At 35.6% G+C, this 24,767-nt stretch carries 22 protein-coding genes; 15 read left to right on the top strand and 7 right to left on the bottom strand.

All coding sequences use genetic code 11. The annotated features are described in order from the left end of the window. Window positions 1-123 precede the first annotated feature (123 nt). Window positions 124-1,614, bottom strand: coding sequence for an L-fucose/L-arabinose isomerase family protein (locus AMD00_RS08200; RefSeq protein ID WP_053416532.1), 1,491 nt, complete (start codon window positions 1,612-1,614; stop codon window positions 124-126). Window positions 1,615-1,732: 118 nt separating this feature from the next. On the opposite strand from AMD00_RS08200, the gene AMD00_RS08195 reads away from it, so the two are divergent. From AMD00_RS08195 to AMD00_RS08180, 4 genes are read left to right on the top strand one after another with little or no spacing between them, the layout of a single operon-like run. Beyond that, window positions 1,733-2,614, top strand: coding sequence for a helix-turn-helix transcriptional regulator (locus tag AMD00_RS08195; RefSeq protein WP_053416531.1), 882 nt, complete (start codon window positions 1,733-1,735; stop codon window positions 2,612-2,614). A gap of 8 nt (window positions 2,615-2,622) precedes the next feature. Then, a complete protein-coding gene (locus AMD00_RS08190; protein ID WP_053416530.1) occupies window positions 2,623-3,678 on the top strand; it encodes an autoinducer 2 ABC transporter substrate-binding protein in 1,056 nt (351 codons plus the stop codon). Further along, window positions 3,668-5,461 (top strand): sensor histidine kinase, encoded by a 1,794-nt coding sequence (locus tag AMD00_RS08185; protein ID WP_053416529.1) that lies wholly within the window; start codon window positions 3,668-3,670, stop codon window positions 5,459-5,461. Before AMD00_RS08190 ends, AMD00_RS08185 begins: the two co-directional genes overlap by 11 nt. Beyond that, entirely contained in the window at window positions 5,445-6,182 is a 738-nt protein-coding gene (locus AMD00_RS08180; protein WP_053416528.1) for a response regulator transcription factor, read from the top strand. Before AMD00_RS08185 ends, AMD00_RS08180 begins: the two co-directional genes overlap by 17 nt. Before the next feature lie 266 nt (window positions 6,183-6,448). Here the strand turns inward: AMD00_RS08180 and AMD00_RS08175 are convergent, their stop codons facing one another. From AMD00_RS08175 to AMD00_RS08165, 3 genes are all read right to left on the bottom strand, one after another. Further along, window positions 6,449-6,661, bottom strand: coding sequence for a hypothetical protein (locus AMD00_RS08175; RefSeq protein WP_053416527.1), 213 nt, complete (start codon window positions 6,659-6,661; stop codon window positions 6,449-6,451). Window positions 6,662-7,042: 381 nt separating this feature from the next. Then, on the bottom strand, window positions 7,043-7,498 hold the full coding sequence (locus AMD00_RS08170) for an ImmA/IrrE family metallo-endopeptidase (protein WP_053416526.1): 456 nt from the start codon (window positions 7,496-7,498) through the stop codon (window positions 7,043-7,045). A gap of 9 nt (window positions 7,499-7,507) precedes the next feature. Beyond that, a complete protein-coding gene (locus tag AMD00_RS08165; RefSeq protein ID WP_053416525.1) occupies window positions 7,508-7,867 on the bottom strand; it encodes a helix-turn-helix domain-containing protein in 360 nt (119 codons plus the stop codon). Between the two features lie 269 nt (window positions 7,868-8,136). Here AMD00_RS08165 and AMD00_RS08160 point away from each other — a divergent pair, with 269 nt between their 5' ends. Next, entirely contained in the window at window positions 8,137-8,760 is a 624-nt protein-coding gene (locus AMD00_RS08160; RefSeq protein WP_053416524.1) for a hypothetical protein, read from the top strand. A gap of 322 nt (window positions 8,761-9,082) precedes the next feature. On the opposite strand, the gene AMD00_RS08155 is transcribed toward AMD00_RS08160, so the two are convergent. Next, window positions 9,083-9,376, bottom strand: coding sequence for a hypothetical protein (locus AMD00_RS08155; RefSeq protein WP_157059199.1), 294 nt, complete (start codon window positions 9,374-9,376; stop codon window positions 9,083-9,085). Window positions 9,377-9,623: 247 nt separating this feature from the next. On the opposite strand from AMD00_RS08155, the gene AMD00_RS08150 reads away from it, so the two are divergent. The 6 genes from AMD00_RS08150 to AMD00_RS08125 all read left to right on the top strand — a co-directional run bounded on the left by AMD00_RS08150 (window position 9,624) and on the right by AMD00_RS08125 (window position 17,242). Further along, entirely contained in the window at window positions 9,624-10,313 is a 690-nt protein-coding gene (locus tag AMD00_RS08150) for an N-acetylmuramoyl-L-alanine amidase (RefSeq protein ID WP_053416522.1), read from the top strand. Window positions 10,314-10,386: 73 nt separating this feature from the next. Then, on the top strand, window positions 10,387-10,749 hold the full coding sequence (locus AMD00_RS08145; protein ID WP_053416521.1) for a hypothetical protein: 363 nt from the start codon (window positions 10,387-10,389) through the stop codon (window positions 10,747-10,749). Between the two features lie 284 nt (window positions 10,750-11,033). Beyond that, window positions 11,034-12,575, top strand: a complete 1,542-nt coding sequence (locus AMD00_RS08140) for a glycosyltransferase (RefSeq protein WP_245639460.1) — start codon at window positions 11,034-11,036, stop codon at window positions 12,573-12,575. Between the two features lie 261 nt (window positions 12,576-12,836). Continuing rightward, on the top strand, window positions 12,837-14,300 hold the full coding sequence (gene dacB, locus AMD00_RS08135; protein WP_053416519.1) for a D-alanyl-D-alanine carboxypeptidase/D-alanyl-D-alanine endopeptidase: 1,464 nt from the start codon (window positions 12,837-12,839) through the stop codon (window positions 14,298-14,300). A gap of 147 nt (window positions 14,301-14,447) precedes the next feature. Further along, window positions 14,448-16,463 (top strand): catalase, encoded by a 2,016-nt coding sequence (locus AMD00_RS08130; RefSeq protein ID WP_053416815.1) that lies wholly within the window; start codon window positions 14,448-14,450, stop codon window positions 16,461-16,463. Window positions 16,464-16,597: 134 nt separating this feature from the next. Continuing rightward, on the top strand, window positions 16,598-17,242 hold the full coding sequence (locus AMD00_RS08125) for a cupin domain-containing protein (RefSeq protein ID WP_053416518.1): 645 nt from the start codon (window positions 16,598-16,600) through the stop codon (window positions 17,240-17,242). 197 nt (window positions 17,243-17,439) lie between these two features. On the opposite strand, the gene gltS is transcribed toward AMD00_RS08125, so the two are convergent. Together gltS and hutG are read right to left on the bottom strand one after the other, a co-directional pair. Then, window positions 17,440-18,621 carry a sodium/glutamate symporter gene (gene gltS / locus AMD00_RS08120; RefSeq protein ID WP_053416517.1) on the bottom strand — a complete coding sequence of 394 codons (1,182 nt, stop codon included), beginning with the start codon at window positions 18,619-18,621 and terminating at the stop codon, window positions 17,440-17,442. Next, window positions 18,615-19,583 carry a formimidoylglutamase gene (hutG, locus tag AMD00_RS08115; protein ID WP_053416516.1) on the bottom strand — a complete coding sequence of 323 codons (969 nt, stop codon included), beginning with the start codon at window positions 19,581-19,583 and terminating at the stop codon, window positions 18,615-18,617. Before hutG ends, gltS begins: the two co-directional genes overlap by 7 nt. Before the next feature lie 132 nt (window positions 19,584-19,715). On the opposite strand from hutG, the gene AMD00_RS08110 reads away from it, so the two are divergent. From AMD00_RS08110 to clpX, 4 genes are all read left to right on the top strand, one after another. Beyond that, entirely contained in the window at window positions 19,716-20,603 is an 888-nt protein-coding gene (locus AMD00_RS08110; protein ID WP_053416515.1) for a LysR family transcriptional regulator, read from the top strand. Window positions 20,604-20,849: 246 nt separating this feature from the next. Beyond that, the gene (locus AMD00_RS08105) at window positions 20,850-21,845 is read left to right on the top strand and encodes a tetratricopeptide repeat protein (protein WP_053416514.1); all 996 of its coding nucleotides are present in this window, start codon (window positions 20,850-20,852) and stop codon (window positions 21,843-21,845) included. 105 nt (window positions 21,846-21,950) lie between these two features. After that, on the top strand, window positions 21,951-23,237 hold the full coding sequence (gene tig / locus AMD00_RS08100) for a trigger factor (RefSeq protein WP_053416513.1): 1,287 nt from the start codon (window positions 21,951-21,953) through the stop codon (window positions 23,235-23,237). A gap of 195 nt (window positions 23,238-23,432) precedes the next feature. Next, on the top strand, window positions 23,433-24,701 hold the full coding sequence (clpX, locus tag AMD00_RS08095) for an ATP-dependent protease ATP-binding subunit ClpX (protein ID WP_053416512.1): 1,269 nt from the start codon (window positions 23,433-23,435) through the stop codon (window positions 24,699-24,701). Window positions 24,702-24,767: the final 66 nt, after the last annotated feature.

The following is a 24,767-nucleotide window of genomic DNA, read 5'->3' as shown; positions in this document are numbered from 1 at the left end:
TAAATTTTTATGAATGAAAGGCAACTAGTTGCTCTCGACTAGTTGCTTTTTCTGGCGTTATTAACAAATGAAAAGCCATCTCTCAGGGTAAAACCAACTGGTGAGACAGCTCCATTTAATTAACTATATGACTTTATATTCAGTACCCATCAGTTTTGCCATTTTCGTGAATACACCAGCATTATGCCCTATTGCCATTGCACAATGATGTGTGGGTGCTTCTTTAAAGAGAGCATCAAAATATTCATCCGGATGTAGAGAAAATTTAACCGGTGTTTGCGTGTTCCCTATGGTCATAATTCGACCATCTGTAGATTCTGCTTCACTAATGATCCATTTTAAGCGGCCTTCTACAGTTTGCGTTAAATAGAGTAAAGTGATTGGCCCAGTTTTCACTTTAGCCTCTACAGAAATGCCACTCCCTTGCTTCCCATGATAAACGCCCATTCCACGAAGCGCAGGTTTCCCTTCAGCTATGTCGATGTGGAAAGGTCCATCATGTCCAAAAAGGATTGTGCCTTCTTTATAATCAGTTACAACAATTTCACAAAAACTACCGCCAACACCAATTGTATCGCATACTTTCATGGCAACAGCAGTTTTTAAATCACCTTCACCCGCGCAAGAAATACCGTTAGCTGTTAATAGAGAGTGGCCTAAAATAAAGTCGCTTTGCAGCTGTTCATAGGCATTTCCGGGAGCTCCATGATAATAGTAAGCAAGAGCATCAAGTCCACGCTCTTCCACCAATTTTTGTTGTGTGGCAGCTACGTTATAGGCTTGTGCAAGTTGTTCTTTACTTGGCTTTTTAGCGAGTTTTTCAGAAGGAGAATCTTCTGCAATGTTAAACATATCTTGTGTGATTTGCTCGATTTCAGCAACATCTGAAGTTGTCACATAATCTTGCAAAGCTTGTAAATCACACATTTCCAGTACTTCTATATGAATACCTGATTGTGCTTGGAGCATCGTGAGATCACTATAAAGGTCAAGCATTCCACTATATGTGTTACCTAAAAAACCAAAAGTAGCCTGCTGTAAATTACGCTTAATCTTTGCTGCTTGTACCCATTCATTAATAGTTTTCCATGCTTTTTGAGCTTCTGGCATGTGTGAGGTATTTTCGTCAGATTTTGTGTCGCCTGGTGTTTCCGAAAGTCCGAGTAAACCATTAATCACATCATATGAAATATTCGCCCGATGCAGGGCATTAGCGAATTCAGGTACGGGACATGCGCCGCAGTTTGCGAGCCACTCAGCTGTATTCGTTTCATCATAATTGAGCTGTGGACTTGGTTGTAAATTCAATAATATTACTTTTGCTGAGCAATGTTGGTGAACAGGTAATACTGTAGCGCTTGTCGCATATGTTGCAGCATGGACAAAAATAATATCTACTTTTTGTTCAGTAAACCAATCACCTGCTTTACGGGCTTTTTGAACAGTATCAACTAGACCGAAATTCGATACATCACAGGATTTGGCTAAATTGCTTTCGATAAAGCAATTATAAGTAAGTAAACGTTCTCGTAAGCCAGGGAATTGAGCCCAATAAGCCTCCAACCCAGTAGAGTATAGGCCGATTCGTGGTTTCTTATATTGAACACGTTTCATATTTGTTTCCTCCTTGTAAAAACTGTATGATTATTGAAAATCATACTAATATCTAAAACTAGAAGCATTAGAGTATATTGTCTTTTTATATGATTATCTTGACGAGTGGGGGAGCGGTATGAAATTGTGGCAGCAATATACGGACAATTGGTCTGAGGATTCTATTTGGATTACTGATAGTCCTTCAATTAAAGCGAAAGAGCATTTAAATACGCTACATGAGTTTGGCTATTTTAAAACATATGCACCTTATTTCACAGAGAGAAGTGGGCTAGATTTATATTTAATAGTATTGACTATAGAAGGGGAAGGTTTCCTGCAATACAAGGACAAAACGTATACATTACATAAAGGAAGTTTGTTTATAATACATTGTCGAGAGTATCAAAGATATTGGACAGCAGCGAAAGGGACATGGAATTTCCTTTGGATGCATGTAAATGGAGCAGCTGTTTCTTCTTATTTCAATCTAATAAAAGAGGCTGATGGACTAGTTGTAAAGGTTAAGTCACTAGATTTCTTTGAACAAATAATGTGGTCAATAAAGCCGCTATTAAACCAACATCAGTTTTATTATGAAGTCGAAATATCACTACGAATTCAGCATATTTTGGGAGAGCAATTAAAACTTTCGCTGCATCAGCCTGATAATAAAGAAGCAATGCCAACATATGTGATTGAACTACAGGATATTTTAACGACAGGCTTTGAACGAAAATGGACGCTTGACCAACTGGCAAGGCTTGTAGCTGTAAACAAGTATCAAATGGCTAAACAGTTTAAAAAATATGTAGGTCTATCACCAAATGAGTTTTTAATCGTCCAACGAATGAATGCCGCGAAATATAAATTAAGAATTGGCAATGACGCCATATCTCAAATTGCTCGAGAAGTTGGGATAGAGGATGTTAGTCATTTTATAGAGCTATTTAAAAAACGCGAGGGTATTACTCCTTTGAATTATCGGAAGATTTGGTCTTTTAATCTATTTGAAGAGTAGGTGATTATATGAATAAAAGTTGGTTCTTAATAATTTTCTATGTAATCGCTTCCATTTTCTTGGTGATTGGATGTACAAGTCCAGAAAAATACCATGTATTATATGAAGCCGATAAGGTTAAACAGGAACAAACTGAAAAAAAGCCTAAGACTAAAGAACATTATCGTATTGCTTACATACCGAAAGTAGGCAATATACCATATTTTGAATCTGTTTATGAAGGCGTCAAAGAAGCAGCTGAACAATTAGAAATTGACATAGTATATGAGGGACCATTAAAAGCAGAAGCGGAACTACAAAGTGAAATTGTGGAGAAAATGATGGGTAAGAAAGTGGATGCCATTGCAGTCTCAGTTATTGATAGTAAAAGTTTATCTTCAGTATTGAAGAAGGCTAAAAAGCGAGGCATCAAGATTGTGACATGGGATGCTGATAGCCAACAAGAAGCACGGGATCTATTTGTGGATATGGTTGACTCTGAAACTCTTGGGCGGCATTTAATGGACCAGTTAGCACTTCATACAGGAGAAGATGGAGAGTTTGCGATAATGACAGGCTCTTTTTCAGCGATTAACCATAATTCGTGGGTCAAATGGATTCAAGCACAATGGCAACAATATTATCCCAATATGAAGCTGGTAGAGGTCGTTGCGACTAATGACGATCCAGAAATTGCGTATGAAGCAGCGAGAACATTATTAAAAAAGTATCCAAATTTAAAGGGGATTATCGGTAATTCTTCTGTTGGTCCTCCTGCTGCAGCGCAGGTTGTGAAAGAACAAAATAAGGTTGGACAGGTGGCAGTAGTTGGTTTATCGACACCGAATTTAATGCGGAATTATTTATTGGATGGATCAGCACAGACTGTTACTTTATGGAGTCCGAAAAAATTAGGATATTTAACGATTATTTTAACTGAGAAAATACTTGCTGGAGAGCCTATCAATGATTATGAAGTTATTCCAGGTGTTGGCATTGTACGTTTCTATAATAATGAGCACCGAATTGTTATGGGAGAAGCTATTGATTTCACGAAGGAGAATGTAAATCAATATGACTTTTAAGCGAAGGCAATTTAAAAATTATACGCTAAAAACGAAGCTATTATTGACTTATATCATTATTACTATTATTCCAACTGCTTTATTAGGCTACGTGGCTTATAGTCAATACGTTCTATCAGTTGAAAGACAAGTAGGTACATATATTCCAAGGTTATTAAACCAAGCTAATAATAATATGGAGCGACAAATTGAACAGTATTTTGATGAAATGAATCAAATAAATAACAACAAAGAAGTAATGAATATTTTGAGAAAATCCACTTATCAAAATGTATCAAATATGAAACAGGATGAACATTTAGTTGAAAATTATTTGGCAAGTTCTTTTATGCAAGGTAGTCGGGAGCATGTTATTGGTGTGTTTGTTTCTTCAAAGGATCGTCTGTTTCAAAATTCACGCCTTTCATATGACTCTGGATTCTCAACAAGTCAGTCTATCGGATTATACGGAAATTCATATAAATTAATAGAAGAGGAAAGTGTGTTTTTCCCACATGAAACTTCCCTTTTCTTCAAAGAACGTAAACCATTTGTGCTCCTAGTAAAACAAATAATTGATTATGAAAACAGGCACAATTTAGGCACCGTATTTGTGGCACTTGATTTAGCCTTTATCGAGCAAACAATACGTACTGTAGATGAACAAGATGATGCGAAAATGTGGATGGTAGATGAACAAGGCTATATTATTTATCATTCCATGCCTTCTCTTATCGGTACTCTTGATAAGGATAAGGTAGATTATCCAATAGCAAATGGTAGTTTTCAATCAGACCAAACATTATATAGTAGCGCCAATAGTGTTGAAAACCGGTGGACCTTTATGCATGCGATTCCCGTGAGACACTTAACGGAAGAGTCCGATTTTGTACGTAATATCACAATCATAGCATTCTTCATTATTGTAGTATTGGCAATTGGTAGCTCAATTGTTCTTGCTTGGGGTGTAGCAAAACCAATTCAACGTTTAGCGGGTGAGATGAAGCGAGCAGAAAAAGGAGATTTTGATATCCGGCTCAAGAATGAGTCGAATGATGAAGTAGGTATGCTTTCCAAGGCATTTTCGAAAATGCTACGAGAAATTGAAGAATTAATAAATGAAAAATATGAAATTGAATTAAAGCAAAAGGAAGCTGAGCTATACGCACTTCAGTCGCAGATCAATCCGCATTTTATGTACAATACGTTAGAAAATATCGCCATTATGGTGGAAGAGGATGAAAAGACGAGCGTTGTAGAGATGGTCACAAATTTAGGCCGTATGCTGCACTATTCATTGGGCAATAAAGATCAATTCGTTCCTTTGTGTTTAGAACTACAACATATACAAGATTACTTAGTGATTCAGAAAGCCCGCTTTGAAGAAACATTAGCATATTCGGTCGTAGCTGCTCATACATTGCACGACAAAATGACACCAAAATTTATCCTCCAGCCACTTATTGAAAATGCATTTGAGCATGCATATCTTCCTGGGCAGACGTTAGAAATCAATGTTACGGTTACAGAAGAGGATAGCGTGATGCAGCTTGTCATTCAAGACAATGGTAAAGGTATTAGTTCTGAAAAATTAGCTTTAATCAAACAGCAGCTAACTGACAATCAGATGTTTAAAAAGGATGACAGCTTTGGCTTATCCAATGTAAACGGTAGACTTGTGCTCCATTTTGGTAATGAGTATCATCTACGTATTCAAAGTGAAGAAGGCATCGGCACCAAAATTCTCATGCGTATACCTATACTAGATAGAGGAAGTGTTCACAATCATGACAGAGAAAATTAAAGTCATCGTTGTTGACGATGAAAGTCGTCTAAGAAGGGGCATTGAAAAACTAATTAGAAGTAACGGTGAAGAGTGGGAAATTGTTGGCTCATATGCAACGGGGCAGAGTTGTCTCGATGATGTTGTAAAACTTGACCTTCCATTTGATGTGTTGTTTACCGATGTGAAAATGCCTTTGATGAGTGGCTTGGAATTGCTAACTCGTTTAAATGAAAGGGTCTCAAAATCCTATTATGCAGTGATCATTAGCGGTTACGATGATTTTGAATTTATACAAAAGGCAATGCGTGAAGGGGCACTCGACTATTTATTAAAACCGATTGATAGGTTGGAAATGCAAGTGTGTCTGGATAAAATTAATGCTAAATTTCATAAAAATGAAGTGCTCTCGGAACCTGAGTCGAAGAATATATCTATAGAAATTGCGACCCAGTGGATTCATGAGCATTTACATGAATCGTTAACGATTGAGAAAATAGCAGGTAAGGTTTTTATGAACGCCACCTATTTTAGTGAATACTTCAAACGAAAAACTGGTGAAACCGTCTTGGATTACATAACTAAAAATCGAATGGAAAAGGCAATCACCTTACTCAAAACAACGAATATGAAAATATATGAAATATCACTTGCTACAGGCTACACAGATACAAAATACTTTAGTAAATTATTTAAAAAACATTACGGTATGTTACCCTCGCAAATTCGTCATGGAGAATAGGCGGAATATGATGTGTTAAATCATTAATTGATGCCAAATAAGTAAAGAAACGCAGGTGTATAGCAAAATAATCAATTGCGGGTGAGGGACAAATGTAATTTACGAAATTGGCATTTTAATAGATTTTCAACAATAAAACAAAGCCTCTCTTAATGAAGTGGCTTTGTTTTATTGTTACATAATTTTGATTTGTTCAATGATGCCAAGCAATGTTAATAGACCATAAACAGTAATATCGTATTTATATTTATTTTGAAGGATTATCATTAATATAAGGTTCTTATATACACGCGACCTTTCCAATAGTTCATTTTTTCTTCAGTTTGTATATTTTTATTTACTACACATTCAGCAAGACTAGCTTTTTCTCCATTGTTAAATTTTATAAGTAAATCGTTTGCTCCATTTCCATTAGCTTCATCATCGAGGCCAAGAATACCCTTTATATTTTCATCATTTTTAACAATTTTATATTTCACTTCTAGTACTCCCTTCCGACTAACCTGATTCACCAGGCGATTTTAAGAGTTCAGTTGAGTAAAGCATTAGCTAAATATTCCGAAGTTAAAAGTTGTTTTATCCTCTAAACTACTCTATCTCTCACGCCTTAAACGAATAATAACAGCCATGCTTAATTAAATCCTGTCCATCTATGCTTTGTTTAGACACATTTTGTAATTGCAATAAAAATAAATACACTTTTTGCAATGAAAATTTTCAGAACAAGTAAATTGAAGAAAATGCTGCTTTAAAGCAAAGTGAAATGGAATCAATCGTGTAAGGAAAAAAGATTGATCAGAATATAGGAGAACTATTTTTCTGCTCAATTATCAAAAAGGAAACATATGTTCTTTTTATAGTTAAAAAAAATCCCCTTTAATATTCAAAGGATCAAAAAATATACGATAGCCTTTATAAATGGTTGATAAGCCATAGCGCTGTCGATACCTATCTATAGCGCTATACAAGTATTGCGGGGTTATTTCTAGGAATGTGCAAATATCCTCTTCAGTTCTTTGATCAGCAACATAGCATTCAATTAGTTTATCCAAGGAAACGATTTTTTCATAACCCCATCTTCTAGCTGTAAGTTCTAATTTTTGATTGCTAACACTTTCTAAATTCGTAATGTCTCCGTAAGTTGTTTCATAATGCCCAATCTCTTCTGCTAAAACGCAATGTTTTTCGTAAAGGCTTAATCGTTTATTTATTATGATTTGATGGTCTATATAAAGTCCAGATAATCCTTTTGGCATTAATAAGGATTCTTTGAATGTTAAGTGCTTATATTGAGACATAAGTGCTTCGTATAACATAAATTCACCTCATTTTTTACGTTGCGATTTTATAAAGTCTATGTAGTTTTTAATAACCTCTATTTCTTCCTCTGTTACATCCTCATCTATATGTGCTGCAATAGTTTCAATCGTTTTTTCTTTTATGGATAATTCTTTTTTAGTAGAAAATGAAGGATCAATTCTTGATTTTTCAACATTTAGGGCAGTAGCCATTTTCTCCACATTGCTAATATTAATGAGCGTTTTACAATTTAAATAATCAGAAAGCGTACTTTTTGATATACCAGATAACTCGCTAAGTTTGATTTGATTTAAATTGTTCATCTTAAGTAGGTCTTTAATATTCTTGGCAATCTCCTTTTTGAGGGGCAAATCCCTGTCAAACATATTATTTCCTCCAATCACCTAAAATAGTTAAATTAATCATAATCGAATATAACATTATGCGCAACGAAAAATCCGGAAATAATCGGAAAAATTAGAAATTAATCGTTTTACAATCCGGAAAAATTCGGATAATATACAACTAATAGAAATAGTGAATTGAAAGAAGCATACTAATCGAACCTTGTTGGAATAATAGATGGAGCTACTCAATTCGTAATTGGCAATTATTCATTAACTCTTGTAACTAAATACATTTGGGAGGTAGTAGTATGAAGCGATTTAATCATTTAGCAAAAATGGATTTTATAGAAAAAGAGATACAAGGAGAAGAGGATGAAATAATTCATCACAAAGGAAAGCTATTATGCAAAGTATCTCGAAAAGCTAAAGTTGGCGACTATGTTCGTTTCCATAACCTACACCATTCATATGGATTTAAAGGAAAAACGATAAACGGGAAATTGTATAAAGTGTTCAAGCCGGGTGGGTCCGAAGCTGGTGGAGTGTACTTTGATGAGGAAGGTAATGAAAGAGATGTCCTTGGTTGGGATACAAATCCGAATCCAGATGTATTTGAAATATGCGGTGTATATGACCGGGCACCTTATAATTCTTCTGAAATTGCTCAAAGTGATCAAGAATCGTTAACCATAAATAACCTGCAGGCGATTGTAAACAGAGTACAACAACTTCAAGTTGATAAGGGAGTCTACCGACATCAGATAATCAATTATTATTTTGGATTTGAATGTGCGAGTATACAATTAACAGAAGTTGCTTTTCTGTCTATTTTTCCAAATTACACACAAGAAAATTATAATGGCCAATATATGAAATTAACTTCTATGATGAATCAGGTCGAATTTTTCTGTTTGCAAGAGAAACAGCCTTAGTAATTAAATAAATGCATGAACTTGTAAATGAAAGAGAAAAAATCAATGTTTTTATTTACGAGAAGTTTTCTTACATGAAGAAAAAGGAGAAGGAATTTTTATTCTCCTTTTTATTTATGATTTTAAGGACGGCTATACATAGCAAATAAGATCAGATAGGCTTGTCTTGATGAAAGTAAAATTACCTGGAAGTGCACAATGTAGGAAAAAAATTTATTGAGCCAAGCAATTTTCAAAAATCATTGAGGAAGGATCTGGTAAGACCCTTACCTCTATATAAAAATGATTCAGAATATCTTAAGTGTAGAGTGAATAAATTGTTTCACTTTTTTCTACGGTCCATTTTTGACATTTGATATGTTAAAAGATCAATTTGCTTTTGCATATGATCTAACTGTCTAGATTGTTCTTTAAGCAAATGTGACTGTTTGCTGCTCAATTTTTGTTCTTCTTCTAATTCTTGTAACTCTGCCAATGCCGCAATTGTTACTATTGCCTCACCAAGAGTTACAATTGCAGCACCGATTACATGAAGTTTGGCTGGCTGATTTTCTGGTACTTCAAAACCTTTTTCAAAGTTTTGTTTGCGATTAGGATTATTTTCTTTCATTGTCATGCCTCCCCCTTGGCTATTTTATGTTTTATAAACAAGTCATGAAACTCGTCCATGGATTTTTTATGAAAATAAAGGACTTTAAATTGAAAAAATAACCGAAGGCAATAAATCGAGTATGGAATAATTGATTTTTAGGTATTATTAACCAATTATAGTAAAAAATAAAATAACTATTTGATTTAGAACACTTGTTCGTATATTATTGAGTTGTAAGTACTTACTAATAACAAACAAAGGGGATGTTAGTATGGTAAAAATCTTTATTGATCCAGGACATGGTGGGAGCGATCCAGGGGCTATAGGAAACGGAATTCAGGAAAAGGACATTACGCTAAAAATTGGGACAAAGATTAGAGACATTCTTATAGCGGAATATAATAATGTATCGATTTTAATGTCTCGCACAGGTGACTCGTTTCCAAGTCTGACGGATCGTACGAATGCTGCAAATGCATGGGGAGCTGATTTCTTCCTCTCAGTGCATATTAATGCTGGCGGTGGAACTGGCTTTGAAAGTTATGTGTATCCAGGGGTTGGGGCACCCTCTACAACGTATCAAAATAATATTCACTCGGAAATTATGCAAGTAAATCAGTTAACGGACCGTGGCAAAAAACAATCCGACCTACATGTTTTACGAGAATCGAATATGCCTGCACTATTAACTGAGAATGGATTTATCGATACTGTAAGTGATGCTACAAAGATGAAAAATGATACGTGGATTGCCAATGTAGCTCGTGGGCATGTAAATGGTTTAGTTAAATGCTTCAATCTACCGAAGAAGGACTCTGCGACTTATCATACGGTTGTTTCAGGTGACACGGTTTATTCATTAAGCGTAAAATACGGTAGTACAGTTGATCAAATCAAAACTTGGAATAATCTTGATAGCAACTATACGATTTATTTAGGACAAGTATTAAGAGTGAAATAGCAAAAAAATATCATAAAAAGCGCATCCAATAGGGTGTGCTTTTTACCTACTCAGGAAAGGTGGAGACTAAACATTGGAGAAAATCGTAGAAGTCGATCATCTTTTATATAATCATGAGGGGCGTATAAAACAGTTAGAAGTGAATGGCTTAGACAAAGAAAAACGTTTGCGTGCAGTGGAGCAATCTTATTTGAAATTAGAAAATACGATACTACAAGAAAATCGAGATACACGTCTGTTATTTCAAAATACTATTCAAAATCAGTGGGATCTTATTAAATCTCGTGATGCAGCAGTTGAAAATGATAAAAGTCGAAATTACGATTTAGCAAAGAGTAATTTAGAAAGACGAACGGAATTGGCTATGAAGTTACTTGGTACGGGAGGATTACTGTATTTATGTATTCAATTCCTCTTTGAATGGATATCTAAATGATGTATTTTATGATGCTCCCTGCTTTTGCAGTGAGCATCTTTGTTTATTAAAAATAATACATAATTCTAAAGTAATTTTCCTTTGCTCAGAAATCTAAATAATTTGTTTTATCTAAAGAATCTTTTGGTGCAGCAAAGACACTAATGTAGCTCTCCCTATTTTGAATTAGTTCTATTAAAGTTTGAAAGCAAGGTACGATTAAATAACACAAACATATATTGTATATAAGGTTTAGATGAACCAATATTCGTGCGTGATATTAATAAATGAAGGAGGACAATCTTTTGACAGCAAGCAAACCTAACATTCTGCTGGGAAGTCCTGTTCGTCAGAGTCCTAAGGTACTTAATGAATTTTTGTCAGCAGTTTCTAATTTGCGAAAAGATCAATTTAATTTAGATGTTTTTTTTCTTGAGAATAACGAGGATACAAACTCTACCAACTTGCTAATAGAATTTCAAGAGCAAAATAACAACGTACGAATTGAACATGCAGAGGTTACTGATGTGTATGCTCGTAACGACCATACACATTATTGGAATGAGCAACTTATATGGAAGGTAGCAGATTATAAGAATCAGATAATTGATATCGCTATTAAGGAAAATTATGATTACTTATTTTTAGTTGATTCAGATTTAATTCTTCACCCAGATACGATTGACTGGCTGCTGAAAGCAGATAAGGATATTATTTCGGAAATTTTCTGGACGAAATGGCAACCAGAGGCACATGCACAACCTCAAGTGTGGGTATCAAATGAATATACGCAATTTGAGCAACAACGAGGAGAGTATTTGACAGAGGAAGAAAAATCAGCCCGATATATGCACTTCCTCACAAAGTTACGCATACCTGGAGTTTACGAAGTTGGCGGGCTAGGGGCTTGCACTTTAATCAGTCGAAAAGCTCTTCTTGCAGGAGTGAATTTTAAACAGATAAAAAATCTCTCATTTTGGGGAGAAGATCGACATTTTTGTATTCGAGCTGGTGCACTAGGATTATCCATGCATGTAGATACACATGTCCCACCTTTGCATTTGTATCGCGAATCAGATTTGGAGCAAGTAGAAGCTTATAAAAAAAGTTGGGAAACACCTAGTAGTCAAATAGAGGTCATAACTAAGGGGAAGCCAAAATTAACGCTTTCTATGGTAGTGAAAAATGAAAGTAGTCGTTATCTCAAACAGGCACTTGAATCACATCGGAAGTTTATCGATGAAGCTGTTATAATTGACGACGGTAGTACTGATGATAGTGTAGCGGTGTGTTTAGAGGTTTTAAAGGACATTCCTGTTCGAATGGTAAAAAACGAAGAGTCAAAATTTGGAAATGAAGTTGAACTTAGAAAACAGCAATGGGAAGAGACAATTAGTATGAATCCCGATTGGATTTTGAATCTAGATGCTGATGAGATTTTTGAGGATAAGTTCGCCGAAGAAGTGCATAAACTGCTGGAGCAGGATGAATTCGATCTTTATAGTTTTCGATTATATGACTTTTGGAATTTGACTCATTATAGGGAAGATGAATATTGGAAGGCTCATCTATATTATCGACCTTTTTTACTTAGATATCGTAAAGAATTTGACTATACTTGGAAAGAAACTCCTCAGCATTGTGGTCGTTATCCTCAAAATATATTCAATTTGCCGAACAGTATTAGCCAGTTACGTTTAAAGCATTTAGGATGGGCAAATGAGCAAGAGCGTTTGCAAAAATTTGAACGCTATAAAACTTTGGATCCTGGAGCTAAGTATGGTGATATTAGGCAATACACCTCAATATTAGATGAAAATCCTAACTTGATTGAGTGGCAAGAATAATCAATTTAGAATAAGTAATTATTGATGCTTGCCGATTTGAAATGCAAAAAGTAATTCAATTATAAATGGATTATTTTTTAGATGTTCAAACACACCTCTATTTGGTGTGTTTTTATTTGGTCATTTTTTATGGGAATTATAACTGAAGTGAACTGCTTGAACCGTGGAAAAAAGTGAGAATTGACAGGGAAAATAAAGCATATACTAGTGAACCAATACGAAATTTACAAAACTTTAACCTAGTAGAAAAGGGGGATAAGTATGCAAAGCAGGCTTTCTTTATTTGTGAAAGTATTCATGCTTATGGTTAGTTTTTTATTATTTGGCCAGACGATTGATGCTGGTACTCAGGATTTAAATCTATTAAGAGAAGATATTGAAAAGATTGTAAAGGAACAGCTTGACGGAGCAGAAGTGAGTATTTCCGTGCGGCAAAAGAATTCTGGGCGTTTGATCTATTCATACAAAGGTGGTCAAGCAATCAAGCCAGCATCAAATATGAAATTGTTGACCTCGGCAGCCGCTTTAGATGTACTTGGAAATAATTATCGGTTTAAAACACAACTGTTTACGAACGGTAAAATTACAAATGGTTTTTTAAAGGGGGATCTGTACATAAGGGGTGAAGGAGACCCAACTTTAATGAAAGAAGATTTGGAATGGTTTGCGGGGAAGTTGAAAGCTAAAGGTGTTCATACTGTGGAGGGTGATTTATTTGCTGATGATACATGGTTTGATAGCGAATTACTAACGCCAGGTATTGTATGGGATGATGAACCGTATTATTACGCAGCCCCGATAACGGCATTAACAACTTCTCCTAATACTGATTATGATACGGGAACTGTTATCGTGGATGTGTCTACAGGATCAGTTGATACACCTCCTACTGTTAAAGTCACACCATATATTGGTGAAATGGAAATTATAAATAAAGCGAAGACAGTCAAAGAAACTGATGCCAACACATTAGATATTACGAGATTATACAAATCCAATCAAATTGTCATTAGTGGAAATTTGCCAATTGGCAAAACGGGGCGAGAGTGGATTACAGTGAAAAATCCGACCATACACACATTATCAATGTTTCAATCGGTTTTAGAAGAAGCGGGCATTCAATTTATAAATGGTCATACGCGTAAAGTAATGAAGACGCCTAAAAAGGTTACTTTACTGGCTGAAAAAAGATCAATGCCATTAAAAGATATTATGATCCCATATATGAAACTTAGTAATAATGGGATTGCCGATATTTTAGTGAAAACAATGGGGCAAGTTGAAAAGCATGATGGGAGCACCAAAGCTGGTTTAAAAGTTGTAGAATCGTACGGCAAATCATTAAAACTTGATATGAAAGCATGGGACTTTGAAGATGGTTCAGGTATGTCCCATAAGAATAGTGTAACAAGCAATGCTTTAACTGATATGCTTTACAAAGTTCAAAAAGAGAAAAGCTGGTACCAAACGTATTATACTAGTTTACCTGTAGCGGCAAATGCTGAACGAATGATAGGAGGTTCGTTGCGTAATCGTTTTAAAGAACCATTAACAGCTGGGAAAGTTATTGCAAAAACAGGGTCTCTCAATGCAGTCAATACATTAAGTGGATATGTGCAAGCAGATAGCGGTGAGTGGTACATTTTTAGCGTCCTTGTACAAAATAAGGAAAACACCATTCCTGACATTGATAAAATAGTAACTACTATGGTGAAAGAATTATAACAAAATTTAGCATCATCTAAAGCATTTTTCAAACCTTTAGATGGTGCTTTTTTATGTATATTATTTTTCTCTAGTTTTACTACTAATGAAAAAAACACGTGCATAGAGTATGGATGAGGTGGTTTTTTGAAAAATAATAACGACAAGATGGATAAGAAAGAACAGCAACTCCAGCAGTTTGTCCGTGAAAACAAAGGGAAAATCATGACGTCAAATGAAGGAGTGAAAGTCTCCAATGATGAAGACTCGTTAAAAGCGGGGGACAGAGGTCCGACACTAATTGAAGATTTCCTTTTCCGTGAAAAGATGTCTCATTTTGATCGAGAGCGCATTCCGGAAAGAGTTGTGCATGCACGTGGATACGGAGCGTATGGTGAATTTGAATTGTATGAGTCACTTGAAGAATTAACAATGGCTAAATTCCTTAATGATCCTGCTGTCAAAACGCCATTATTTATACGTTTTTCACAAGTGGCAGGTTCTAGAGGAGTAAATGAAACGAATCGAGATGTCCGTGGTTTCGCAACGAAATTTTATACAGAAGAAGGAAATTTTGATTTAGTAGGCAACAACATTCCTGTGTTTTTCATCCAAGATAGTATTAAGTTCCCTGATCTAATTCACGCAGTTAAACCCGAGCCTAACAATGAAATTCCACAAGGGCAAACAGCGCACGATACATTCTGGGATTTTATAGCAAACAATCAGGAATCTGCCCATATGGCAATGTGGATTATGAGTGATAGAACCATTCCTAGAAGTTTCCGAATGATGCAAGGCTTTGGCGTGCATGCATTCCGATTCGTCAATAAGCATGGTAAATCTCGTTTTGTGAAATTTCATATAAAGCCAGTACTAGGCTTGCGGTCGCTTATTTGGGATGAGGCACAGAAGTTAGGTGGGGCAGATGCAGATTATCATAGAAGAGATCTATGGGAAAATATAGAACACGGTAATTATGCGGAATATGAACTTGGTATTCAAGTGTTGGAAGAGTCAGATGAATTTAAATTTGATTTTGATATATTAGACTCCACTAAACTATGGCCTGAAGAAGATGTACCAGTTAGAATGATTGGGAAAATTACGTTGAATCGAAATGTTGATAATGTATTTGCCGAAACTGAGCAAGTCGCTTTGCACCCCGGTAATATTGTTCGAGGTATAGATTTTACTAATGACCCACTATTACAAGGTCGACTATTTTCTTATTCTGATACACAGTTTTATCGCGTGGGGACGAATCATCAAGAGCTGCCGATAAATCGACCGATTTGTCCTTTTCATAATAATCAGCGGGATGGTGCTTCTCGCTATATCATCGACAAAGATCGAATTGCTTACCATAAAAACTCATTAGCAGATAATACACCTTATACAGTGCCAGGTTCAAAAGGCGGTTTTGTTACTTATCCTTCCTTAGTAGATGGAAGAAAAATGAGAGAGACAGCGGAAAGTTTCGAAGATCACTTCTCACAAGCACGCATGTTTTGGAATAGCATGACACCTGTGGAAAAAGAGCATATTATGCAAGCCTTTAGCTTTGAATTAGGAAAGGTACAAAGTGTCTCTGTAAGACAACAAGTTGTGAACATGCTAGGACATATTAGTTCAGAGTTAGCGACAGTTGTTGCTACTGCATTAGGTGTAGAGGTTCCGAAAGTACAAGAATCCCAGGTGAAAAAGTCATCTCCAGCTTTAAGTCTATTTAATACTAAACTTTCACCAAAAACGCTAAAAGTAGGAGTTATTTTAGAAAGTGAATTCAATGGTAGAGAAACAAATTATTTATTAGAGCAGTGGAAAAAAGTGGGGCTTCAACCAGTCATTGTTCATGACGAATTAGGTGTAGTGAAAGGTACTGACGGTGTAGAATTAAAAGTAGATCAAAGTTTTTTAACAGGTTCACCTTTACTTTACGATGGTTTGTATATAGGAGTAAGTCCAAATGCAAACGAAAACTTCCTATGGAAAACAAAGGCATTTGTAATAGACACGTATAATCATTTCAAACCGATTGGCGCTTCAGAAGCGGCTGCGCCAATTTTAGAGTCGCTTGGAATTTTAGGGAAGCCGGGTGTATTAGTAGATCAAAATCCGCAAACCTTCTCTAAGGAATTTATAGAAGCGATGACCATTCAACGTTTTTGGCAACGGATGTGAAAATAAAAGTAAAAGCTCAGGGAATCCTTATTTCAAAGGATTTCCTTTTTTGTTTATAGGCATTTGTCACGCATTGTTACCATTCGCATAATATACGATGAAGCGAATTTTTTAAGAAAAGAGGTTTTTGGTCTATGTCTATTTCTTATATGGATTTTACACAACCGAATGTAGAATTCTTTTTTGATCTAAATAAAAACAGATTATTTACTCGTAATAATGAAAATTTTATTAATAGTTTAGGGAGAAATAATTTAAATACGCTTGGTAATGTGTCGCTCTTTGATATTTTTTTAAGTAAAGACCGCATTGTTGAACCGCATTATCACCAAAATGCTTCTGAGCTAGTTTATTGTATTTCAGGAGCAGCGGTCGTTTCTTTGATTAACCCATTTACAAGTAAAGTATCTCATTTCCCTATAACCCCTGGGCAAGTAGCGAATATTCCTCAAGGTTGGTGGCATTGGGAAATAGCTACTAAAGAAAGTACGCATTTACTTGCGATATTTGATGCCCCGTATCCAGAAGCTATTTTAGGATCTGATCTTCTCACGAAAACACCGACTGAAGTGCTTGCATATGCTTATTGTTTAGATCCTAATCAATTGAAAAAAACGCTTGAACCTTTAAATAACGAATCAATACTTATTGGTCCAACTGACAACTGCTTGAAACAGCCAAAGAATACCAACATAGAACAACCTAGTGTTCCTATGACAAACTATCATCCATATTATACCGCTGTTCAGAATCCTTATTATTATGGCGGAGGGCATTGATCATACTTTGTATATTGTTCGTGTATAGGGCTAGAATGTTTTTTATAAACATAGGGAATAAAGGACGACGAAAGAAAGCGAAATTCACAAGGTCGGTAAGTAAGGTGCCTTTATGCTTTTTTTAGAAGCTCTTTATAATAAATTTCATCCGCCAAATAAAAATAGGACCGTCATCCAAGTGGATAACGGCCCTATTTTTATTTGAGTAGATTAATGGTAGTGATAATGATTGGTATTGCAAAGACATCAATTAAAAATGCGCCAACGATTGGTACGATTAAAAATGCTTTGCGAGATGGACCAAAACGGTTTACAACAGCAGACATATTGGCCATTGCATTTGGTGTTGCGCCTAGTCCGTGTCCAGCAAAACCTGCAACCATAACAGCAGCATCGTAGTTTTTCCCAAGGATGCGGAATAACACGAAGATACTAAATACGACGATAAATATTACTTGAACAAAGACGATCGCAAATAATGGTAAGGCTAAATCTGCAATTTCCCAAAGCTTAATACTCATTAATGCCATTGATAGGAAGACTCCTAATGCCACGTCACCGATTAAGTTAACACTCTTCATATGTACAGAGTGTGGTTTTATTTTATCTAATATATTTCGTACAATGACAGCAGCAAACATAGCGCCAACATACCCAGGAAGTACAAACCCTGTAGTTTCTGAGAATAGTGTCCCCAGATATGTACCTACTGCCATACAGAATGTAATGATAAACACTTGGAATAAAAAAGATTCAGAAGTAATTGGATAGTCATCATCCTCATGGCTAGCAACTTCCTCTTCTTCAGCAGGTTTCAAGTCGTGTTTAGTAATTAAATATTTTACAATCGGACCACCGATTAGCCCACCTGCTACAAGACCGCATGTTGCAGCAGCAGCGCCAATAGTCATCGCTGAGGAAATTCCTAGATCCTCTAATGTTTGTCCAAACGCAGCAGCAGAACCATGCCCACCTTCCATTGATACAGCTCCAGCCATCATGCCGATTAGAGGGTCGATGCCAAATAATGATGCAAGTGAGACACCGATTACATTTTGCATAAGCGCTAAAAAGCCACAAGCAAGCCAATAAAAGATTAAAAGTTTCCCGCCAAGCTTTACTAATTTAAAGCTAGCACCTAAACCAACTGTTGTGAAAAAAGTAATCATAAATAAACTTTGTAAAGAAGTATCTAGTGAGATTTCTAAAGTGCCTGTTGCTTGTAAAATAGTTGTAATTGCTGCGAAAATTAAGCCCCCAACAACAGGTGCTGGTATACAAAAACGCTGTAAAACACCTATCTTTTTAATGAGAAAACTACCTAAAGTTAATAATGCAACCGCTAAAAAGACAGTTGTAATTTGATTGATTTCTAACATCTACCATACCCCTTTTTAAAAGAAACTATCGCTTCGTTGACGAAATACGCCCCTAATTTTGTTGTTCTTCCCCCTTCGTCTAACGATGGATTTACTTCACAAATATCAAATGACATTGTTTTTTCATGACTTGTCACAAATTGAATAATAGAGCGTACAATTTGTGGAGATAAGCCAAACGGAGAAGGTGCACTAACACCAGGTGCAAATGCAGCGTTCAATACATCTGTACAGAGTGTTAGCAACACTGCGTCATGGTTATCGATAAATTCTTGTATCTCGCTCTTATAAAGTTGAGATGTATCAGTAATTAACTCATCTTCATAAATGTAATGGACACCAAGTTCATCTGCTTTTTCGAATAATTCCATTGTATTGCCATAACGTTGAATACCAAGTACAAAATAGCTAGCATTCGTATCTTGTTCTAAAATTTGTCGGAACATCGTACCAGATGATGGCTCAACTTCATATGAGCGCAAGTCAAAATGAGCATCAATATTGATTATGCCGAGTTTTTTCTCTGGCCCAATCGCTTCTCTAATACCTAAATAATGGCCATATAGAGTTTCGTGACCTCCTCCGAGCACGATACACTTAGATTTAGAATTCAAAATATTAGTGACAGCTTTCCCTAATTCAATTTGAGCTTCTTCAAGATGTGTACCTTTACATGCAATATTGCCAGCATCCTGTAATTTATTTTCAGTAGGCAGTACCCAAGGCAAACTTGATAATGAGGATCTAATAGCATTAGGAGCAGCAGCTGCGCCCAGACGACCTTGATTTCTTCTTACGCCTTCTTCGCATTCAAAGCCAATAATAGTTGAAGTGGGAGTTGTACTTTCTTCAATTTCTTGAATATTGATTGGTTCAACTACTTGATGATATCGAAAACTCACTCTGTTTGTCGGATGGTCTATTCGCCCTTGCCATTGTTCTTTAGTAATCTTTGTGTACATATATTTCACCTCAACGTTTAGAATAATTAAAATTGATTGTAAATTCATTATATATTTCATTAATTATAATTTCTAATATATAATTATTATAAAATAATAGTTAAAAACTATAAGTGGAGAGAGATAATTACTATGGATTTAAAACGATTATATTATTTCATCACAATTGTGAATAATAAAAGTTATTCTAAAGCAGCTGAAAAACTACATATTTCGCAACCTTCTTTAAGTAATGCAGTAAAAAAGCTGGAACTTGAAGTTGGAGCACCTTTACTTGAAAGAAGTACTCGGAAATTTGTATTAACGGATGCCGGTGAATTGCTATATACGAGAGCTACTATCATGTTATCTCAAATGGATATCATGAATAAAGAAATGAAGGAAGTGATAGCTGGAGGAAAAGGTGAAATTGTACTGGGGATTATTGAATCACTTAAGACTTGGTTGCCTAATTTGATTTATACCTATAAACAAAGCTATCCGGCAATGGTATTTAAGCTTTTTGATGTGCTAAGTGTTGAGCATGTTAAACACTCTCTTCAAACATATAAATCACATGCAATCATTACGAATCAATTGATTTATGATGAGGATATAGAATCGATTCCACTTTATCAGGAACAATTAGTAGCTGTGTTACCTCAAGGACATCCACTTACAAAAAAAGCTAGTTTAAGCTTAGCTGATTTAGAGCAGGAATCATTCATTGTTAGTACAGAAGGTTTTCAAACACGAATAGATATTATAAATGCCTTCAAAGTTGCGCAATTAAAGTTAAACATTCAATTTGAGATAGAGCGTTTTGAAACAGCAGTTTCATTAGTGAGAAATAATTTAGGGGTTACAATTGTCCCTGAAAATTATGTTATGGAACCAATTGACAGTACTGTTGTTAAAAGGCCTATTGACCACCCTTCCCTTGAAAGAACGGTTTATCTAGCATATATGAAAAATCGTCACCTGCCAGTAGCGATACAAAGCTTTTTACAGTCAGTTGAGCAGCATTTTGTAAACAATTAATCCTAGGTAGTATACCTTTGAAAGAGTGGCCGATTATATAGCAAGGAAGACGGTTATAATGGGAGAAAGTCGCTTTCTTACTCAGTGACATGTAGAGTTTCTACCTATATATATTTTGGAAGTAAAATCCCTTCTATCTGAACTTGTCGTTTCAATCCTTCGCTAAGCTAGTAGGGAATATGGGTATGTAAAATGTTTTTGTGTATATGCAAGATATGATAAAATAGAGTGGGAGAGTGAGCACACTTGCGAAAAAAACGACACAATATTCTAAAACAAGATAATGTCATTGTGTTTCCTGGAGCTATAGATAAATTAATAGCTGATGGACATCACTTTGCAGAGCATTATCAATATGACTTAGCTGTGCAAGCTCTTAGTGAAGCATTGCAGTATACTGAAGGCGATGAAAGTACGCTTAGTGTATATGCTTTCTCCTTATATGAAATACGAAATTTTGAAAAAGCGAAAGAGGCATGTGAGAAATTACTCGCGATAGGTCCTCATAAATACATAGAAGCGATGGAGTTATATCTCACTGTCTGTATGGAATTGAAAGAATTCAATCAGGTAGAAGAATTAATCAGATCGTTACTGGAAGAACAAGTAATTCCTGAAGAATCAATTCCTAAGTTTATTCGCTTGCAAGAACTTAATGCTCGTATAGCAGAGAATCTAATTCAGACAGATGAGCCAGTTGTCGATTTGAAGATTGATAGTACTGAGTTACAACTAGATCATTTTTTCTCTTTATCTTATATGAAACAGTTTCAATTATTGCAGAGTATTCGACAGGTTAATATTCGTCATATAAAAGAGGAAATTGTATCCATTATCGAAGATGACCGAATCCATCCCTTACTTCAAAGTGAGGCATTGTTATTGCTAGTAAGTCAACAAGTTGATACAACAGTGAAGGTTACAAAATTCAATGTTCAGTGTACGGTTAATCCATCTGAGCTAGCAGAGCCATCTGCCTTACCAGTTACAAAAGCAGTCTTGTCAGTTGTAGAAGATGAGCTACAGCAAGAACCATCGGCATTAGATATGGTACAATATTTAATACATCGACATATTGTCGTAACTTATCCATTTGAATGGTTTGATTATGAAGCTAGGGAAATAGCGGATGGCTACGTAGATTTTGTACATTCAATGTTTGGAGAAGTAAAGGAAACTGATTATGACTTGATGGACTTTTTCCACAAGCTTGAGCAACTTTCTGAACTGCCTGACGTATGAAATAAGTTGAAAGTATAGCTATCTATGATATACTAAAATGGTTGTCAAAATCGTAAAAACGAATGAATTGTCTAACATTTGAAATTATTTTTGGAGGTAGAATAAATGTCAGTGAAATGGGAAAAACAAGAAGGTAATACTGGATTATTAACAGTAGAAGTATCTGCTGAAAAAGTAAATGAAGCTTTAGATCAAGCTTTCAAAAAAGTAGTAAAACAAATTAACGTACCGGGCTTCCGTAAAGGTAAAATGCCTCGTCAAATGTTCGAACAACGCTTTGGTGTTGAATCATTATACCAAGATGCATTAGAAATCTTAGTAAATGGTAACTACCCATTAGCTCTTGATGAAGCTGGAGTAGAACCAGTTGATCAACCAGAAATCGACTTCGAAGCAATCAATAAAAACGAAGCGTTCACATTCACAGCGAAAGTAACTGTTCGCCCAGAAGTAACTCTTGGTGACTATAAAGGTTTAGAAGTGACTAAACAAGATACTGCTGTAACTGATGAAGAAATTGAAGCTCAATTAAAAGAGCAACAAGAACGTCTAGCTGAGCTAGTTGTTAAAGAAGATCAAGCAATCGTAACTGGCGATACTGCAGTAATCGATTTCGAAGGTTTCGTTGATGGCGAAGCATTCGAAGGCGGAAAAGGCGACAACTACTCACTTGAAATCGGTTCTGGTTCATTCATCCCAGGATTCGAGGAACAATTAGTAGGTGCAAAAACTGGCGAAGCTAAAGAAGTTGAAGTAACTTTCCCAGAAGAATACCATGCTGCTGAGTTAGCTGGTAAACAAGCTACTTTCAAAGTAACTATTAATGAAGTTAAAGGTAAAGAACTTCCTGAGCTAAACGATGATCTTGCAAAAGAAATCGATAGCGAAGTTGAAGGTTTAGATGCTCTACGTACTAAACTAAAAGAAAAAACTGCAGCTGAAAAAGCAACAGCTTCTGAAACAGCTCTACGTGATGAACTAGTAGAAAAAGCAGCATCTAACGCTTCAATGGATATTCCAGAAGCTATGATTAACACTGAAATTGATCGTATGATGCAAGAATTCACTCAACGCCTTCAAATGCAAGGTATGAATCTTGATCTTTACTACCAATTCTCAGGTCAAGACGAAGCAGCTCTTCGTGGCCAAATGAAAACTGACGCTGAAAGCCGCGTTCGTGTATCATTAGTTTTAGAAGCAATTGCTGAAGCAGAAAAAATCGAAGTAACTGAAGAAGATTTAACTGCTGAATTAGAAAAAATGTCTGCACAATTCGGTATGGATGCAGAACAAATTAAAACTGCTTTAGGTGGTACTCATGTTTTAGAACACGATATCAAAATCCAAAAAACAGTTGAATTCTTAGCTGATAACGCAAAAATTACTGAGTAATATTTAAATAGCACCATGAATTGATAGGACAAGGTACGTGATTTTCAGCGTACCTTGTTTTATCACATACATAATTAGCACTTTGAATACATAGAGAGAATAAGATAGCAAAGTGTTACAAGCTATACAAAATCATTATATTTGATAATGTTAACGTAATCTTGTAACATTATTGTTTGAATAGGGGTGAAATAATTGTTCAAATTTAATGACGAAAAAGGCAACTTAAAATGCTCATTCTGTGGCAAACCACAAGAACAAGTTCGTAAACTGGTTGCAGGACCAGGTGTATATATTTGTGATGAATGTATCGAGTTGTGTTCTGAAATCGTAGTTGAAGAACTAGGTACAGAAGAAGAAGTAGAACTAAAAGATATTCCGAAACCGAAAGAGATTCTTGCAATTTTGGATGATTATGTCATCGGTCAAGAGCGTGCAAAAAAAGCCCTATCTGTTGCAGTATATAATCACTATAAACGTGTAAACTCTAACAGTGTAATTGACGATGTAGAACTTTCAAAATCAAATATCGTTTTAATCGGACCAACTGGTAGTGGTAAAACATTACTAGCCCAAACATTAGCGCGTATTATTGATGTACCGTTTGCTATTGCGGATGCTACATCTTTAACTGAAGCTGGTTATGTGGGTGAGGATGTTGAGAACATTCTACTTAAACTAATCCAATCAGCAGATTATGATATCGAACGTGCTGAAAAAGGGATTATTTATATTGATGAAATCGATAAAGTAGCCCGAAAATCAGAAAACCCATCGATTACACGTGATGTATCTGGTGAAGGTGTACAACAAGCCCTTCTGAAAATTTTAGAAGGCACAGTTGCTAGCGTTCCTCCACAAGGTGGACGTAAACACCCACATCAAGAATTTATCCAAATCGATACAACTAATATCTTATTCATTGTTGGTGGAGCATTCGACGGAATTGAATCTATCATTAAGCGTCGTTTAGGCCAAAAAGTAATTGGCTTCGGTTCGAATGGTAAGAAAGATGAACCTGAAGATAATAACTTGATGAAGTATTTAATCCCAGAAGATCTATTGAAATTTGGTTTAATTCCTGAATTTATTGGTCGTCTTCCGGTATTAGCAAGTCTAGAACAGCTAGATGCTGAAACGCTTGTTCAAATTTTAACTGAGCCTAAAAACGCGCTTTCTAAACAATATCAAAAAATGCTAGCTCTTGATGATGTTGAACTTGAGTTCAATCAAGATGCATTATTGGAAATTGCTAAAGAAGCAATCGAACGCAAAACAGGTGCTCGTGGTTTACGCTCAATTATTGAAAACATTATGTTAGATGTTATGTTTGAACTACCTTCTCGCGATGATATTGCAAAATGTATCATTACGAAAGAAACGATTACAGAAAAAGCTCGTCCAAAACTTCTACTTGAAGATGGAACTGAGTTAAAATCAGACAGCGAAAAAACATCTGCTTAATAACTGATTGAAAAGCTGGCTTCGAAAAAGTGCCAAACAGCACTACTCGAAAGCTGGCTTTTTTTA

It is taken from the genome of Viridibacillus arvi, assembly GCF_001274945.1.
Lineage (GTDB): Bacteria > Bacillota > Bacilli > Bacillales_A > Planococcaceae > Viridibacillus > Viridibacillus arvi.
The sequence above is the reverse complement of the archived record's forward strand: the minus strand, read 5'-3'. Positions and strand labels throughout refer to the sequence as shown.

What these genes read in the sequence shown, in the direction of transcription:
- AMD00_RS08155 (WP_157059199.1), bottom strand. Translation starts at nt 9,376, where the DNA reads ATGACAATGAAAGAAAATAATCCTAATCGCAAACAAAACTTTGAAAAA.
- AMD00_RS08200 (WP_053416532.1), bottom strand. Translation starts at nt 1,614, where the DNA reads ATGAAACGTGTTCAATATAAGAAACCACGAATCGGCCTATACTCTACT.
- AMD00_RS08185 (WP_053416529.1), top strand. Translation starts at nt 3,668, where the DNA reads ATGACTTTTAAGCGAAGGCAATTTAAAAATTATACGCTAAAAACGAAG.
- AMD00_RS08110 (WP_053416515.1), top strand. Translation starts at nt 19,716, where the DNA reads ATGGATTTAAAACGATTATATTATTTCATCACAATTGTGAATAATAAA.
- AMD00_RS08180 (WP_053416528.1), top strand. Translation starts at nt 5,445, where the DNA reads ATGACAGAGAAAATTAAAGTCATCGTTGTTGACGATGAAAGTCGTCTA.
- AMD00_RS08195 (WP_053416531.1), top strand. Translation starts at nt 1,733, where the DNA reads ATGAAATTGTGGCAGCAATATACGGACAATTGGTCTGAGGATTCTATT.
- AMD00_RS08170 (WP_053416526.1), bottom strand. Translation starts at nt 7,498, where the DNA reads ATGTTATACGAAGCACTTATGTCTCAATATAAGCACTTAACATTCAAA.
- AMD00_RS08150 (WP_053416522.1), top strand. Translation starts at nt 9,624, where the DNA reads ATGGTAAAAATCTTTATTGATCCAGGACATGGTGGGAGCGATCCAGGG.
- AMD00_RS08130 (WP_053416815.1), top strand. Translation starts at nt 14,448, where the DNA reads ATGGATAAGAAAGAACAGCAACTCCAGCAGTTTGTCCGTGAAAACAAA.
- AMD00_RS08165 (WP_053416525.1), bottom strand. Translation starts at nt 7,867, where the DNA reads ATGTTTGACAGGGATTTGCCCCTCAAAAAGGAGATTGCCAAGAATATT.
- AMD00_RS08160 (WP_053416524.1), top strand. Translation starts at nt 8,137, where the DNA reads ATGAAGCGATTTAATCATTTAGCAAAAATGGATTTTATAGAAAAAGAG.
- tig (WP_053416513.1), top strand. Translation starts at nt 21,951, where the DNA reads ATGTCAGTGAAATGGGAAAAACAAGAAGGTAATACTGGATTATTAACA.
- hutG (WP_053416516.1), bottom strand. Translation starts at nt 19,583, where the DNA reads ATGTACACAAAGATTACTAAAGAACAATGGCAAGGGCGAATAGACCAT.
- gltS (WP_053416517.1), bottom strand. Translation starts at nt 18,621, where the DNA reads ATGTTAGAAATCAATCAAATTACAACTGTCTTTTTAGCGGTTGCATTA.
- AMD00_RS08125 (WP_053416518.1), top strand. Translation starts at nt 16,598, where the DNA reads ATGTCTATTTCTTATATGGATTTTACACAACCGAATGTAGAATTCTTT.
- AMD00_RS08190 (WP_053416530.1), top strand. Translation starts at nt 2,623, where the DNA reads ATGAATAAAAGTTGGTTCTTAATAATTTTCTATGTAATCGCTTCCATT.
- dacB (WP_053416519.1), top strand. Translation starts at nt 12,837, where the DNA reads ATGCAAAGCAGGCTTTCTTTATTTGTGAAAGTATTCATGCTTATGGTT.